At 67.7% G+C, this 13,234-nt stretch carries 15 protein-coding genes and 1 tRNA gene; 9 read left to right on the forward strand and 7 right to left on the reverse strand.

Translation table 11 applies throughout. The features are described from left to right. The first annotated feature begins 5 nt into the window (after positions 1–5). The 3 genes from ABD292_RS09690 (at position 6) to ABD292_RS09700 (ending at position 2,146) form a co-directional block, all read left to right on the forward strand. Positions 6–980 carry an inositol-3-phosphate synthase gene (locus ABD292_RS09690; RefSeq protein ID WP_344206733.1) on the forward strand — a complete coding sequence of 325 codons (975 nt, stop codon included), beginning with the start codon at positions 6–8 and terminating at the stop codon, positions 978–980. 45 nt (positions 981–1,025) lie between these two features. Continuing rightward, positions 1,026–1,829, forward strand: coding sequence for an exodeoxyribonuclease III (locus ABD292_RS09695; protein ID WP_344206734.1), 804 nt, complete (start codon positions 1,026–1,028; stop codon positions 1,827–1,829). 83 nt (positions 1,830–1,912) lie between these two features. Next, the gene (locus ABD292_RS09700) at positions 1,913–2,146 is read left to right on the forward strand and encodes a hypothetical protein (protein WP_344206735.1); all 234 of its coding nucleotides are present in this window, start codon (positions 1,913–1,915) and stop codon (positions 2,144–2,146) included. Between the two features lie 31 nt (positions 2,147–2,177). Here ABD292_RS09700 and ABD292_RS09705 read toward each other — a convergent pair whose 3' ends face one another. Together ABD292_RS09705 and ABD292_RS09710 are read right to left on the reverse strand one after the other, a co-directional pair. Then, positions 2,178–3,185, reverse strand: coding sequence for a cobalamin biosynthesis protein (locus ABD292_RS09705; protein ID WP_425565042.1), 1,008 nt, complete (start codon positions 3,183–3,185; stop codon positions 2,178–2,180). Then, positions 3,148–3,936: a phosphotransferase gene (locus ABD292_RS09710; RefSeq protein ID WP_344206737.1), complete on the reverse strand. Its 789-nt coding sequence runs from the start codon at positions 3,934–3,936 to the stop codon at positions 3,148–3,150. The genes ABD292_RS09705 and ABD292_RS09710 overlap by 38 nt, the downstream gene beginning before the upstream one ends. A 162-nt stretch (positions 3,937–4,098) precedes the next feature. Here ABD292_RS09710 and ABD292_RS09715 point away from each other — a divergent pair. Then, positions 4,099–4,172, forward strand: a tRNA-Arg gene (locus ABD292_RS09715). 222 nt (positions 4,173–4,394) lie between these two features. On the opposite strand, the gene ABD292_RS09720 is transcribed toward ABD292_RS09715, so the two are convergent. Genes ABD292_RS09720 through ABD292_RS09735 form a run of 4 tightly spaced genes read right to left on the reverse strand, consistent with a single transcriptional unit; the run spans position 4,395 to position 7,062 of the window. Further along, positions 4,395–5,774, reverse strand: coding sequence for a tyrosine-type recombinase/integrase (locus ABD292_RS09720; protein WP_344206738.1), 1,380 nt, complete (start codon positions 5,772–5,774; stop codon positions 4,395–4,397). Then, complete coding sequence (locus ABD292_RS09725; protein WP_344207149.1) at positions 5,771–5,941, reverse strand: helix-turn-helix transcriptional regulator; 171 nt, start codon at positions 5,939–5,941, stop codon at positions 5,771–5,773. Before ABD292_RS09725 ends, ABD292_RS09720 begins: the two co-directional genes overlap by 4 nt. 36 nt (positions 5,942–5,977) lie before the next feature. After that, a complete protein-coding gene (locus ABD292_RS09730) occupies positions 5,978–6,769 on the reverse strand; it encodes a replication initiator (RefSeq protein ID WP_344206739.1) in 792 nt (263 codons plus the stop codon). Then, positions 6,724–7,062: a tyrosine-type recombinase/integrase gene (locus tag ABD292_RS09735; protein WP_425565062.1), complete on the reverse strand. Its 339-nt coding sequence runs from the start codon at positions 7,060–7,062 to the stop codon at positions 6,724–6,726. Before ABD292_RS09735 ends, ABD292_RS09730 begins: the two co-directional genes overlap by 46 nt. A 352-nt stretch (positions 7,063–7,414) precedes the next feature. Here ABD292_RS09735 and ABD292_RS09740 point away from each other — a divergent pair, with 352 nt between their 5' ends. Together ABD292_RS09740 and ABD292_RS09745 are read left to right on the forward strand one after the other, a co-directional pair. Further along, positions 7,415–7,798, forward strand: a complete 384-nt coding sequence (locus ABD292_RS09740) for a hypothetical protein (RefSeq protein WP_344206741.1) — start codon at positions 7,415–7,417, stop codon at positions 7,796–7,798. A gap of 42 nt (positions 7,799–7,840) precedes the next feature. Further along, positions 7,841–9,685, forward strand: coding sequence for an endonuclease/exonuclease/phosphatase family protein (locus ABD292_RS09745; RefSeq protein ID WP_344207150.1), 1,845 nt, complete (start codon positions 7,841–7,843; stop codon positions 9,683–9,685). Between the two features lie 743 nt (positions 9,686–10,428). Here the strand turns inward: ABD292_RS09745 and ABD292_RS48905 are convergent. Then, complete coding sequence (locus tag ABD292_RS48905) at positions 10,429–10,899, reverse strand: transposase (RefSeq protein WP_425565063.1); 471 nt, start codon at positions 10,897–10,899, stop codon at positions 10,429–10,431. 122 nt (positions 10,900–11,021) lie between these two features. Here ABD292_RS48905 and ABD292_RS09750 point away from each other — a divergent pair, with 122 nt between their 5' ends. The 3 genes from ABD292_RS09750 (at position 11,022) to ABD292_RS09760 (ending at position 13,197) form a co-directional block, all read left to right on the forward strand. Further along, entirely contained in the window at positions 11,022–11,486 is a 465-nt protein-coding gene (locus ABD292_RS09750; RefSeq protein WP_344206742.1) for a transposase, read from the forward strand. 502 nt (positions 11,487–11,988) lie between these two features. Then, entirely contained in the window at positions 11,989–12,657 is a 669-nt protein-coding gene (locus ABD292_RS09755) for a helix-turn-helix domain-containing protein (protein WP_344206743.1), read from the forward strand. A gap of 54 nt (positions 12,658–12,711) precedes the next feature. Beyond that, entirely contained in the window at positions 12,712–13,197 is a 486-nt protein-coding gene (locus ABD292_RS09760) for a dihydrofolate reductase family protein (protein WP_344206744.1), read from the forward strand. Positions 13,198–13,234: the final 37 nt, after the last annotated feature.

Raw genomic sequence — 13,234 nt, forward strand, 5'->3', positions numbered from 1 at the left:
CCGACATGTCCACCGTGAACGTCGCCCTCGTCGGCGTGGGCAACTGCGCGTCCTCGCTCGTGCAGGGCGTCGAGCACTACCGCGACGGCGACGCCCCCGGCCTGCCCAACCCGGTGTGCGCCGGTTACGCCGTCTCCCAGGTGCGCTTCACCGCCGCCTTCGACGTCAACCCCGCCAAGATCGGCCGCGACCTGTCCGAGGCAGTCTTCGCGCCGCCCAACAACGCCCGCAGGTTCGCCGACGTGCCCCATCTCGGGGTGCCGGTCGTGGACGGCGTGCTCGCCGACGGCGTCGGCCCCGGCTCGGCCGGCCTCGTCGAGCCGCGCGGCGCCGCGACCGCCGGGCAGGTCGCCGCCCACCTCGCCGCGACCGGCAGCCACGTCGTGCTCAACTTCCTGCCCACGGGCGCGCAGCGCGCCACCGAGCTCTACGCGGAGGCCGCGATCGAGGCCGGGTGCGCGTTCGTCAACTGCATGCCGGCCGTGCTGGCCCGCTCGCCCGAGTGGCGCGCCCGCTTCGACGCGGCCGGGCTGCCGCTCATCGGCGACGACCTGAAGAGCTCGTTCGGCGCGACGCTGCTGCACCGGGCCCTGGTGGACGCGCTCACCAGCAACGGCGTACGCCTGTCCGGCGGGCACCAGCTCCTCGGCGGCGGCAACATGGACTTCGTCAACCTCACCGACGGCGACCGCCTGGCGAGCAAGCGGGCCACCAAGTCCGCCGGCGCGGGAGCGGGGTCGCTGCACGTCGGAGCTTCATACGTGCCCTTCCTTGAGGACCGCAAGGTCGCCTACATCCGGCTCGACGGCGAGGGCTTCGGCGGCTCGCCGCTGGAGGTGGAGCTGCGCATGGTCGTCGAGGACTCGCCGAGCGCGGCCGGCAACGCGCTCGACGCCGTACGGCACGCCAAGGCCGCGCTCGACCAGGGCGTCGGCGGTCTGCTCCGCGAGCCGTCCGCCGCGTTGATGAAAGCCGTGTGAGCGCGCGTTCCGTTGGCAGGCGTAGTCCGGTGGCAGGCTAGGAGGATGCGCCTCGCCACCTGGAACGTCAACTCCGTCAAGGCCCGGCTGCCCCGCCTCCTCGACTGGCTGGCCGCCACCGAGCCGGACGTCCTCTGCCTGCAGGAGACCAAATGTCCCGCGGAGGCGTTCCCGGCCGCCGAGGTGGGCGAGCTGGGCTACGCCGCCGCGGCCCACGGCGACGGCCGGTGGAACGGCGTCGCGGTCCTGTCCAGGGTCGGCCTGGACGAGGTGACGCTGAGCTTCCCCGGCGAGCCCGGCTTCGGCGAGCTCGCCGGCGTCGGCGCCGCCCGCCCCGAGGCCCGCGCGATCGGCGCCACCTGTGGCGGGCTGCGCGTCTGGTCGCTGTACGCGCCCAACGGCCGCGCCGTCGACTCGCCCCACTTCGCGTACAAGCTGGAGTGGTTCGCCGCCCTGCGCGACGCCCTCGCCGCCGAGCTGCCGTCCGGGCCGCTGGTGGCCTGCGGCGACTACAACGTGGCCCCGACCGACGCCGACGTGTGGGACCCGGCCCTGTTCGTCGGCGCCACGCACGTCACCCCCGCCGAACGCGATGCGCTCGCCGCCCTGCGCGCGCTAGGGCTGCACGACGTGGTGCCGACGCCGATGAAGGGGCCGCATCCGTTCACGTACTGGGACTATCGGGCGGGGATGTTCCACCAGAACAAGGGGATGCGGATCGATCTCGTGTACGCGAGCGGGGACGTGAGCGGCCGGGTCAGGTCGGCTTATGTGGACCGCGAGGCGCGCAAGGGGAAAGGTCCTTCCGATCACGCGCCGATCGTTGTGGATCTCGACCCGATATCTTGATTACAAATCGCTATTGCCCGAGTATTCTGTGTTCTCACCTGGTTCGGGGGCAGCACGTTCACCGAGGTCACAGGGGGTTCTTCATGGGAACACCGGACGGTCGCGTCATTCTGTTCATCCTCCTCGGGGTGGCCCTTTTCGCCCTGGGCCGTCGTTACCAGAACATGATCACCATGCGGCAGGTCTGGAAGCAGAGCGCCAGACAGGTCACCGCCAGAAAGGTCTCCGCCCACCAGGCCGCGAAGGCGATGATCGGGATCACGGTGATCTCGGCCTTCATCGTGTGGCTGGTGTTCAACCTCAACCGCGTGATGTGAGCGAGCGGGGGGCTTCACCGGGAGGGGGGCTTCACCGGGACCAAGGCCGGAGTCGCCGGGCCCAGACCGCCAGAACAACCGCCCCCGCCGCGGCCCCCATGCTCACCGCTCGCGTCAGCCGCACCGCCCGCCGGATGTCCGCCACGTCAGGCCGCGGCCCGTCTCCCATGGTCGGCCGATGCTCGACCCTGCTCCCGTACACGTTCGTACCCCCCAGCGTCACCCCGAGCGCCCCGGCGAACGCGGCCTCGCACCGCCCGGCGTTCGGGCTGGGATGCCGGTGCCCGTCCCGCCGCACCACCGACCACGCCCCCCGCCGATCCGGCCCGGCCAGCACCGTGAGCAGCGCGGTCAGCCGCGCCGGAACGTAGTTGGCCACGTCGTCCAGCCGCGCCGCCGCCCACCCGAACCGCAGGTACCGCTCCGACTTGTGCCCGACCATCGCGTCCAGCGTGTTGACCGCCCGGTACCCCAGCAGCCCCGGAACCCCGGCGACCGTCCCCCAGAACAGCGGCGCCACGACGGCGTCGGAGGTGTTCTCGGCCAGCGACTCGACGGTCGCCCGTGCCAGCTCCTCCGCCCCGAGCCCGGACGGGTCCCGCCCGCACAGGTGGGGCAGCCGCTTCCTGGCCCGTTCCAGATCCCCGTCCTCCAGCGCCTCGGCCATGTGCAGGCCCTCCCGGGCCAGCGTCGTCCCCCCGAGAACCGCCCACGCCGCCCCCGCCACGCTCCCCACCCGGAGGACCGACGCGATTCGCCCTCGACCGGCCTGTGCCATCACCACACCGAGAGCCACCGCACCCCCGACGCACAAGGCCACATGAAGCACGCCGGCCGCCCTGGAATCCCGATAGAGCACCCGCTCCACCCGCCCGGCGGCCCGCCCGAACACCGCCACCGGATGCCCCGCACTCTGCGGATCCCCGATGACCCGGTCGAGCATCACCCCAGCCGCAAGCCCCAACCCAAGCTCACGCGCGTTTCCCTCACCATCACCACGATCACACCAAATGGGCATGAAGCTCATCTTCGTGCACATCCAGCCATGCCACCGCACGCCGGATGCGTTCCCCCGCACCCTCGGCCCACATCCGGCCCCAGCCGCCGCCCACGGCCGCCCGGCTCCGCATGACCGCGTAGGACCGCTGGAACCGTACCCGTGCGACCTCGACCAGCCGTCTCCGCTCCCGCGACGGCACCCCGTACGCGTCGCAGAAGATCCGAACCCGCTCACCCACGTCGACTTGGCGTAACAACGGATGCCGATCGACCGGATCCGCCAGCGGCGCCCAGTGCCGCAACGTTGTCACCACGTCGAACAACCGCGTGGTGGGCCGCGCCAGATCAAAGTCGATCATCCCGTACGGCACGTCCGCCCGAAAGACCACGTTCGCCGGCGAAAGATCGCAGTGCCCCACGACCTCCGGCGCCCGATCATCGTTGGACCCGCCTTCCCACCCCTCCATCCGGAGCGGAAACCCGAGGGTCGCATCGTGATAGTCCCGCAGCAGCCCGCCCAACCGCCCGAGCGCCTCGTCCTGAACGCTCGCCGCCCGCACCCCGGTGACGCCGGGCAGATAGCTGAGCACCTGCCGCCCGTACCCGTCGATCCCGCTCCCGACCACCCGGGGCGCCCCCGCGAACCCGGCCGCCTCCAGGTGCCGGAGCAGCGCGTGTACGGCGGGAGTCGACGTACTGACCGGTCTCCGCACGGTGTCACCGACCCGCACCACGCCGTCAGTCACGTCCCCGCCCTGCAGGGGAATCTCATGCAGGACCGTCGCGACCATGCCACGACAGCTTAGACCCTCCCACCCCGCCCCCGCCTGGAGTTTCCGCCCGCGATCGGACTTTCCGCTCACCCCCTCCCACCGGTCCCGACCCGCCGCCCTTCCTGACACAACCAAAACATGTGCGTGACAAGTCGCCGGATCATGCACAATAAGGCGGGAGCGCCCTTAGCTCAGCTGGATAGAGCACCGGACTTCTAATCCGACGGTCGCAGGTTCGAATCCTGCAGGGCGCGCAACCAAGACCAGGCAATCCACGGGTTGACCTGGTCTTTTGCATGATCGGCCCGGTTGCCCCGTAGGCAGCGGGAGGCGGCCCGAAGCAGCCCTGTGCCACCCTTCACGGAACATACGCGGAATGCCCGCCGCCACGTTTCCCCAGGTCGGCGTGGGAGTTTCGAGGCCCGGAACGGCGAAAGGACCCCGAGGTGTCCCGGGGCCCTGCCGTAGCTCCTGTGTCACGCCGCGAGCGCTTCCAAGATGCGCTGGTTGGCGATCTCCTGTTGGCCGTCGATGCACTTGGCGTAGACGCGGAGCATCACGTCCACGCCGTGTCCCGCTCTCTCGGCCGCTTCCGGGGCATGCACGCCCGCGTTGAGCCAGAGCGATACGGCCGCGTGCCGAAGATCGTACGGCCGGCCCGCCAGGGGAGAGGCGACCTGGTCGGGAGTGAAGGCGTACGTCCGGGCTTCCTGCCAGACTTTCGCGTACGCCGAGCCCGAGATCACGCCGCCCGTGCGCGTACGGAAGAGCCGGCCGTCCTCGCCGACTCCGAACACCGCGATGTGATCCCGCAGGATGGCCACCAGCTCGGGAGGGACGGGCTCGGTACGCGTGTGCTTCACGTCCCGATGCTTCAGCCCGCGCTCGTCGTGGGCCTGCCCGGAGTCGGTGAACCGCTTGTTGCTCTGCGGCCTGGTCTTCTCCAGCGTAAGCAGTCCCCAGCCCTTCTCCGGGAGCCGGCAGTCCTTCTGCCGCAGTCCCGCCGCTTCTGCCGGGCGAAGACCGCCGAAGTACATGCAGGCGAACATGGCGGCCAGCATCGGCCCTCGCGACCGCCCCACGTAGGTCACCGCGGTGAGCAGTTCACGCGCCTGGCGCGGGCTGACCACCGAGCGCCGATCGATCTCGCCGCTCACCTTGGCCTTGCGGAACTTGACCTTGTGCAGCGGATTCGCCGAAAGCTCCTCCAGCTCAACGGCGTATTCGAGCGCGTGATGGAAGACGGCCCGCTTGCGGCGATACGTCGAGGTCGCCGCAGGCTTGCCGTCCAGGCACAGCCCCAGGGCTTCCAGCGCCGCACGGGCGTGCTTGGTCTCCTCCAGAGCGCTCAGGGGGAGCGAAGCACCTTCCAGCCAGCGGACAGCGCGGGCGATCTCCGGTGTTGGCTCCCGCCGACGGTCCTCGGGCAGGAAGGAGTACTCGCGCAGCGCCCGCCGGATCTTCTCGTCGGACGGGCGGCCGGGTACGTCGCCGACCAGAACGCGGGTGACGGTGGCGAGAGTGTCGGTCATGCCCTCGCAGGACTTGGCCGCATGGGGCCACCAGGTGCGAACGTACGCGACGGCAAAGGCGTACCAGGTCCGGGCATCCTTGGCCTTGACCATCGAAGCGGGAAGACCGCTGTCCACGTCGAAGGCTTCGCCCTTCTTAGCCGCCTGCCGCAGGTCGGACTGGAAGCTCTCGGCCAGGCCCTTGGTCTTGAAGGTCTGCGACTTCTCACGGGTGCCGACCGTCCGCCGCACGGTATGGGAGACGACCCGAGGCTTCTTGCCGGGCTTGTCCGCTCTGGTGTTGGTGCGAATATCCCAGAACTTGACCTTGTAGGAGGTAGTCATGCCGCGCTCCTGAGGAATTCGAGCCAGGCTTCGAGGTCGCTGCGGTAGATGCGAAGCTCACCGTTGGGCAGGCGAATGCCCCTCGGTGCCTTACCGATCTCGCGCCACCGGTAGAAGGTGCGGCGGGAGACCCCGCCGAGTTCGTTGAGGACCTGGGCGACGGTCAGTAGTTCGTCTCTCCTCGTGCCGCCCTCCCGGTCTGCTCAGTTGCCGAAAGATCTTGACCGGCTGCTCTGGCCTCCAGCTCTGAGGTGGGCTCGCCAGCGTTGCCGTTTGGCGACGGTGCGCAGGAGTCGTATGGCGAGGGGTGGCACGTTGGCGTCGCCGGCCGGGACGGGCCGCCAGATGTAGCGGTGCGGGTCGGTGGGTTCGTCGGTCTGGCCGAGGGCTTCCAGGACCCAGGTACGGCGGTCCTGCTTGTGTTGGGCGAGGGTCTTGTTGGACCACTTGCGGGACACTAGGACGCGGCGTCCGGCGTAGCCGAGGTGTTCGGGCTTGTGTGCCTTGGAGCGGCACCGGCCGGGAGCCATCCCCGCCTTGGCGTTCTTGGGCTGGACGCCGTAGCGGAGCCAGTTCGGGCAGGTCGGCGAGCACGGTTCGTAACGCAGGGCGTCGACCATGCCGGCGGCATGGTCGCGCTGAGCCTGGCCGCCGTCGAGAGCGTCACCCAGAGACTTGGTCAGGTACTTGGACAGATACCGGATGCACTGGTCGGCGTCCGGTGTACCGGCGAGGACGCCTTGCACGTCCACCTGTTCGCCGAAGCGCAGCACGTGAAGGGGTTCGGCGTCGTCGTCCAGGGCGTCGAGGGCTTCGTCCCAGGTGGGCAGGACCTCGCCGGTGGCCGGGTCGAGGTAGCCGGCCTGCTCGTCCCAGACGGGCAGGTGGTCACCGTCGAAGCGCACTTCGTCGGCCTGTGGCCACCTGACCTGATGGTAGGTGGCTGCGGCTATCTGCTTGATCTCAGCGAGCAGGAGGGTGCCACGGATCGCCATGTGCAGATGCGGCGCCAGCCGCTGGCCACTTGCCGGTAGATGGAGGTGTAGGTGTCGGCGGTGAACGCGCTGGAGGTGTGTCCCAAGGTTTCCTGTACCACCTTGATTTCCACCCCGGCCCCCAGCATCAGCGAGGCTGCGCCATGGCGGAGGTCGTGGAGCCGGATGGGTGGCAGGCCGGCCAGACAGGCCAGCCAGAGGAACTGGTCGGAGACGTGCCGGGGATGTAGGCGGCTGCCGTCGGGCTGGGTGAACAGGACTCCGGTGTCAGAACCAAGATCCGGGACGGTCATGTCGCCAACCGGCCCATCTACCTGGTGATGGCGGTCACCGTCGAGGGGCACCGCGACATCCTCGGGGGATGACGGCGGAAATGGCGTCGTGGCTGTGGTGGTGAGCTTCGGTCCTCTCCCTGGCCACCTCGCAAAAACCCTGTGGGGTTTGACGAGGGGTTGCTCTTACGCCTGGCTACGGTCGTTACTCGCCGTTCTCGGCCACCCCAGGAACAATGACGGAACAGGGCAGGAGGTTGTTCATGGCGATTGCAAATAAGGGTTCGCGGCTCATTCACCATTGACGACATGACATCCCGCTGGCGCGTTCCGTCGTAAGCCCACCTACTGCCAGGGGAACAGTTTGGGTCCGTTGACGTTCGCGGTGGAACTGCCCGGCGTTTCGGGCCGCGTCCTGCTGCTGGTGTCGCTTCCCTGCTCCCGGCCGGACGCGTGGTGGGGCGAACGGACAATGGCCGTACGGCCGGCGCTGATGATGGCGACCATACGCATGGCACTCGATCGCGGCTGGCATCCCCGGCGAACAGGCAGCGCCTTCGATCTTGCCCTTGACGATGAGGATGTGACCGAGCTGATGCACGGCCAACCTCCTGCCTATGACGTCCCTTTCATGCGGAGCTGGCTGGACGCTCGGAAATGGCACGCCCGGTCCGGCCAGGGGTCGCCGGAAAAGGGCCTGTATTACGGTCACGGCTTCGTCTCCTGTACCGCTGGGCGCACGAAAAACCTGGGCTGAACGGCATTTCGTCTCCCTTTGTCACTGACATACTTGATCCTTATGACGAGACCGATAAGGCGGCTACTGATCGCCGTAGCCGTATTACTGCTGCCCTGGGCCGTACCGGCTGCGGCGTCAGCGGACAGCTTCGTGTATTCCTACCGCTGTGACGGGAAGACCCTGACTACGCCGGGCCCGGAGCAGGTGGGAAAGCTCTGCACGATCCTGGCGAACGGACCGGCGGTGGCCGGTCAGGTTCACGAGATCAGGATGGCCATCAGGCAGCGGACCCTGGGGTATGTGTGGATGCGGGCCACGCTGTACACGACGAATGGCAAGGCGGAGTCACATCCCTTCGTGGTGCCGCAGGGCGAGTTCGAGCTCGACGCCAGCGACGCGGTCTTCGCCCAGGGACAGGCGGGCACCCAGGTACGGCTCATGACCTGGAACCTCCTCGGCGGAGGCACGCTCGACGGCAAGGACTACACCGGTGAGAACCTGAAGCAGTTGATCGAGTACGTCAACGAGGTCAATCCCGACGTCTTCTTCGTCGTGGAGGCCTACGGCTCGGAGACCGCCATCCTCCAGGGGCTCAACGCCGGGCGAGCCACGACCGACCTGTACAGCTCGGTCCCGATCACGGTGGCGGAAGAGGCGAAGTACCGCAATCTCTGGCTCTTCACCAAGCTGAAGGTCGTCCAGCGCTACACCGAACGGCCGGAGATCACCGACTTCCACTTTGGCGGCGCCAAGCTGCAGCTGCCCAACGGCAAGCACATCCACGCCTTCACCGTCTGGTCCCGGCACGAGGATTCGGTCTTCGCCCCCATGCACCACGCCGTGGTGAACACCCAGTTCGGCAAGCCGATCTCGCCGTCGATCAACACGATCCTCACCTACGACGACACGAAACGTAACGCGCAGGGCCAGGCGATCTTGCAGAGAGTGGTGCCGTATTACGTCAAGGACGACGCCCCCGTGATCATGGGCGGTGACTTCAACGCGTGGTCGTATCGGGACTGGACCGGCCAGTTCGCCAAGGCCCGCGGACATGCCGGGCTGACCGTGCCCTGGACCTACACCAAGCAGTACGTCGACGCTGGTTTCTACGACGTCTTCCGCTACATCAACGCCGACGCCGGGCTCTATCCGGGCCGCACCTGGAGCACGAGGAGCGGCTTCGGTGCCGCCCCCGCTCGCATCGATTACCTGCTCTTCCGTGACAACAAGGCGCAAATGCGCGTGCTGGGCGCCCGCACCGACGTGCGCCGCCTGCCCCGCCACCAGGGCGGCTACCTGGACCAGGAATACCCGTTCTACTCCGACCACGGCGCGGTCATCGCCGACGTGCTGGTCACCGGAACCGGTCCGGGCCCGAATCGTCCCATCGTGACGGAAAAGCCCGAGTACGCGCCCGGGGTCTGGCCCGCGCCGCCGGCGGGAACCCTGATTCCACCGGCGGAACTGTCCGCCACGGCCAGCACGTTCAAGCCGTACGTGGGAGACCCCCGACTCGCGGTCGACGGCGACCCGTTCACCTACTACCACTCGTGGTACCCCGACGCGGCCGATCCCACGGTGAGCCCCGCCCAGCCGCACTTCATCACGGTGGACATGGGGCAGGAGCGCACGCTGTCCGCGGTCCGATTCGTGCCCAAGCTGGCCGCCGTCTTCTCGGCTGCCCAGAATCCGGTCGTCAACATGACCGGCACACCGCTCAAAGGTGTGCTGGAGGTCAGCGCCGACGGCACCTGGTGGGCGCAGGTGGCAAGCGTGACCTGGCCGCGGATCACCGGGCCGAACGACGTCCACCTCAATGGCGTCAAAGCCCGCTACCTGCGACTGCGCGTGGACAACGGAATGGGCGGCGCCACCGCGATCGCCGAGATCACTCCGTACGAATGACGTTGGAAGGGGTGTTGGTCCGCTGGTGAGCATCGCCACACAGCTCAGATGAGCGGCGTCGCCGCAGGCCACGGTGTGGGACTGCGCCACGCTCCGGGTTACGCACCGCCCGTGTGGCGCGAATCCTACCGGCAACCATGACCGAGGCCGGCTGCACTGTGGAGGGCTCCATTCTGACGCAGCACGGCGTGGTCAAGGACTACACGTGCAGGCACCATTGCATCAGTTCACATCAAAACTGGGCGCTCTTCGTCCTGGAGTAAGCAAGGTCCGCAGGGGGAGTCCATGCCCTCGGCCAGGACTCCCCCGGATGGTTCGGGCATTTCAGGCGGCCTGCGGTGCGCTGGCTCGCGGACCCATGCCGACGGCCTCTCCCTGGTCAGTCGCCTGGTCATGAGCGTGATCGCGGCGACGGTCAGATGGGCTTCACTGTGCGACGGCTTGCGTTCGAAGCCGACGACGTTGCGACGAGCGTTTACCAGCCAGGGCAGGGATTTGTCCGCGATCTACCGACGCGCGAGCACTTTGAACCCGGTGTGACCAGGCCGTTCAGTCACGGTCTTCAAGGTGAGGCGTAGGAAACGGCGGGCCCACTCCACCAGCGGGCCGGCGTAGGCGCTGTCGCCCAGACGAGGGTGAACTGCGGATGCAGCATCCGCAGCCGGACCAGTAGTTCCCGTGCGGCGTCGCAGTCGGGCTGCCCGGCGGCCGTGACCATGACAATCATGAGCAGGCCGAAGGTGTCAACGACCAGGTGACGCTTCCCGGCACCTTCTTCCCAGCGTCGTAGGAGCGGGAGCGGCCGGCGACGGTGGCCGCGGCACGCACCCACTGGGAATCGATGACGCCGGCGACCGGGTGGGGACAGCGCCCGGCGCGCAACCGGATGGCGCGGCGAAGCTCATCCCGGACGTGGTTGAAGACCCCGGCCCTGGTCCAACGGCTGAAGAAGCCGAACATGGTCTGGTAAGGCGGAAGTCCGCTGGCAAGGCCCTCCACTTGCAGGCGTTGTCGGTCACGTACCTGATCGCGTCGAAGATATCGCGGCGGTGGTGCCTTCCCGGCTGCCCGCCCGTGCGCGTCTGGCAGGCGGGCACCGGCAAGTTCCTCGGTCTCCCGCCGATGTCGTCGTTTCCGCTGGTCAGCAGCCTGCGGGAGAACCAGCGGCGACCTGATGAAGCAGTGCTCACGCCACGTGAGGACGGGCACGACATCCCATCAGCGATCAACTCTCCCGACCAACCTGGCAGGGGCACGGTCTTTCGTCAGGACTCGATGTCCAGGACGCCAGAGTGCTCACCTGCCGGCGGCCGCTATCCACCACGGAGTCTGCCGGATGGCTTACTCCCAGAACTCATTAGGACGCACCCGGCCGCCGGTCAGCGCTCGGCCGGTAGTGACGGTCAGGGGCAGAGGCTCGGACCGGGTCAACGTGGCCGGCGTCGTCTGCTACCGCGACGGCGAGCGGCCGTACCTGTTCTACCGCCTGCACGTCTACCACGGCCGCAAGGGCGAGCCCAAGACCTTCTTCTGGATGGACTACCGGGACCTGATCGTGGCCATCCACCAGCACCTGGGCGCGCCATTGGTGTGGTGCTGGGACAATCTGAATGTGCACCTGGCCGGCCAACTCGCCGACTTTGCCACCGCGAACGCCGACTGGTTACGCATCGTCCAGCTCCCCTCCTACGCTCCTGAACTCAATCCGCCGAGGGCAACTGGTCGCTGCTCCGCCGGGCCCTGGCCAACTTCGCCGTCACCGACCTGCCCGGGCTCGTCCGGATCGTCAAACGCAAGCTGAAGAAGATCCAGTACCGGCCCCACCTGCTCACCGGCTGTCGGACCCAGACCGGGCTCACCCTGGATACCCCGGCAAAGCCATGACCGACCCTACGAAGTCAACCTGTGTAGCCGCTGATGTTGCACGACGTCCTCACCAGGGGCCCGCGCAGGTACCCCCAGCCGACGCCCATCCGGTCAACCGGGAGGACCGTTGCCACTGCGGACGGACGCCCTGCGCCCGACGCCGGCCGCCGAGGGGTGCCGGTAGGCGATGCCGGGCACGCGCTGACCTTCGCAGTTCGGCCATTTTCGTCAGAATGAGACGCAGAAAGCGGCGGACCTAAGTGACGAGCGTCCCGGCCGTGGGCGCTGCCGCATCGACCAAATCGAGCTTCGGGTGCGAGATGCGGAGCCGGGCCAGCAGGATTTCGACTCTCGTCGAAAATCATCGGGTGTAGGGACCACGAAGATGGATCTGGACTAGTCTATATTCACAGCGCGTGGGGCTAATTTTCAACGATGTGACCGCCGAACTCCCGTTGGTGCAACGGGTGTGGTCGGCGAGTTGTGACGCCACGATCGATTTCACTTCGGTGGCCAAAACCTCGTCCATGATCGCATTTGCGCGGGGCCATGACGGATGGACAGTGCACGTGCGCGGACCGGAGACAAGGGGCACCTCGCTGACTTGCCTGAAGGGCTGGGAGTTTTTCGGCGTGGAGTTGCGGCTTGGTACTTGTCTGCCGCTGCACCCGCCCTCAGGTCTGACCGACCTCAGGGATGCGTTGTTGCCGACCCTGCCGGGTGGCCGGATCGTGTTGGGCAACCGGGACTGGGAGATGCCGACCGAGCAGAACATTGACGTCTTCGTCGACCGGCTTGCGCGTGCGCGTTTGTTGTTCTTTGATCCGCTCGTTGACGAGATCCGGCACGGCGAGCGGCCGCACGGCATGTCGGAACGGATCGCGCAGATCCGGTTCCGCCGGGCTGTCGGGATCTCGCACCGCAAGCTCGCCAGCATCGAGCAGGCACGGCACGCCGCGCAACTTCTCGCTGTGGGGAGATCGATCGCCGACGTGGTCACCGCCGGCGGCTATTACGATCAGTCGCAGCTCGCAAGGGCGATGCGGTGGGCGACCGGTCACACCCCTGGCGAGTTAAGGTCCGGTACCCCGTTTCTGGCGTGGTGATACGGCTTCGGTTCGATACAAGACGGACCGATCAGCCTGTGGTTGACTCCCGGCGTGCGAAAACTGATCGAATACAACCACCTCTCGATCGATGGGAGAATGTCTGGCGACGCCTGGTGGGCCGGGCAGATGAAGGTCGTCCCCGACGATAACCACTTCGCCTATCGGCTCCAGCTGCTGTCCTCGGCGATCGGTCTCGTGCTCGGCCGGGCGACCTATGAGGGATTTGCCCAAAGCTGGCCGACCATGACCGGCGACGTCGCGGACAAGATCGACTCTCTGCCCAAGCACGTCGCCTCCACCACGCTGACCGAGACCACGTGGAACGCGCGGGTGTTGGCTGACGATGCGGTGGAGGCGGTCGCCCGGCTCAAGGAGGCCGGCGACGGCAGATTGTTAGAAATATGGCGACGGCCCGTTCAGCCGGGCGCTGGTCGAGGCAGGTCTACTCGACGAACTGCATCTGAGGATCTCCCCCCTTCGTCGCTGGATCCGGGGAGTCACTGCTGTCCGGCATCCGGACTACCGCCATGGACCTGACAGAAGTAACTGAGCTCGGTAACGGCACAGTCGTGCT

The organism is Nonomuraea bangladeshensis (genome assembly GCF_039529455.1).
In the GTDB taxonomy this organism is placed as follows: domain Bacteria; phylum Actinomycetota; class Actinomycetes; order Streptosporangiales; family Streptosporangiaceae; genus Nonomuraea; species Nonomuraea bangladeshensis.

Bases quoted from the DNA above. Each gene is read 5' to 3' on its own strand.
- ABD292_RS09690 (WP_344206733.1), top strand. From the start codon at position 6: ATGTCCACCGTGAACGTCGCCCTCGTCGGCGTGGGCAACTGCGCGTCC.
- ABD292_RS09695 (WP_344206734.1), top strand. From the start codon at position 1,026: ATGCGCCTCGCCACCTGGAACGTCAACTCCGTCAAGGCCCGGCTGCCC.
- ABD292_RS09700 (WP_344206735.1), top strand. From the start codon at position 1,913: ATGGGAACACCGGACGGTCGCGTCATTCTGTTCATCCTCCTCGGGGTG.
- ABD292_RS09705 (WP_425565042.1), bottom strand. From the start codon at position 3,185: ATGTGCACGAAGATGAGCTTCATGCCCATTTGGTGTGATCGTGGTGAT.
- ABD292_RS09710 (WP_344206737.1), bottom strand. From the start codon at position 3,936: ATGGTCGCGACGGTCCTGCATGAGATTCCCCTGCAGGGCGGGGACGTG.
- ABD292_RS09720 (WP_344206738.1), bottom strand. From the start codon at position 5,774: ATGACTACCTCCTACAAGGTCAAGTTCTGGGATATTCGCACCAACACC.
- ABD292_RS09730 (WP_344206739.1), bottom strand. From the start codon at position 6,769: ATGGCGATCCGTGGCACCCTCCTGCTCGCTGAGATCAAGCAGATAGCC.
- ABD292_RS09735 (WP_425565062.1), bottom strand. From the start codon at position 7,062: ATGACCGTCCCGGATCTTGGTTCTGACACCGGAGTCCTGTTCACCCAG.
- ABD292_RS09745 (WP_344207150.1), top strand. From the start codon at position 7,841: ATGACGAGACCGATAAGGCGGCTACTGATCGCCGTAGCCGTATTACTG.
- ABD292_RS48905 (WP_425565063.1), bottom strand. From the start codon at position 10,899: ATGTCGTGCCCGTCCTCACGTGGCGTGAGCACTGCTTCATCAGGTCGC.
- ABD292_RS09750 (WP_344206742.1), top strand. From the start codon at position 11,022: ATGGCTTACTCCCAGAACTCATTAGGACGCACCCGGCCGCCGGTCAGC.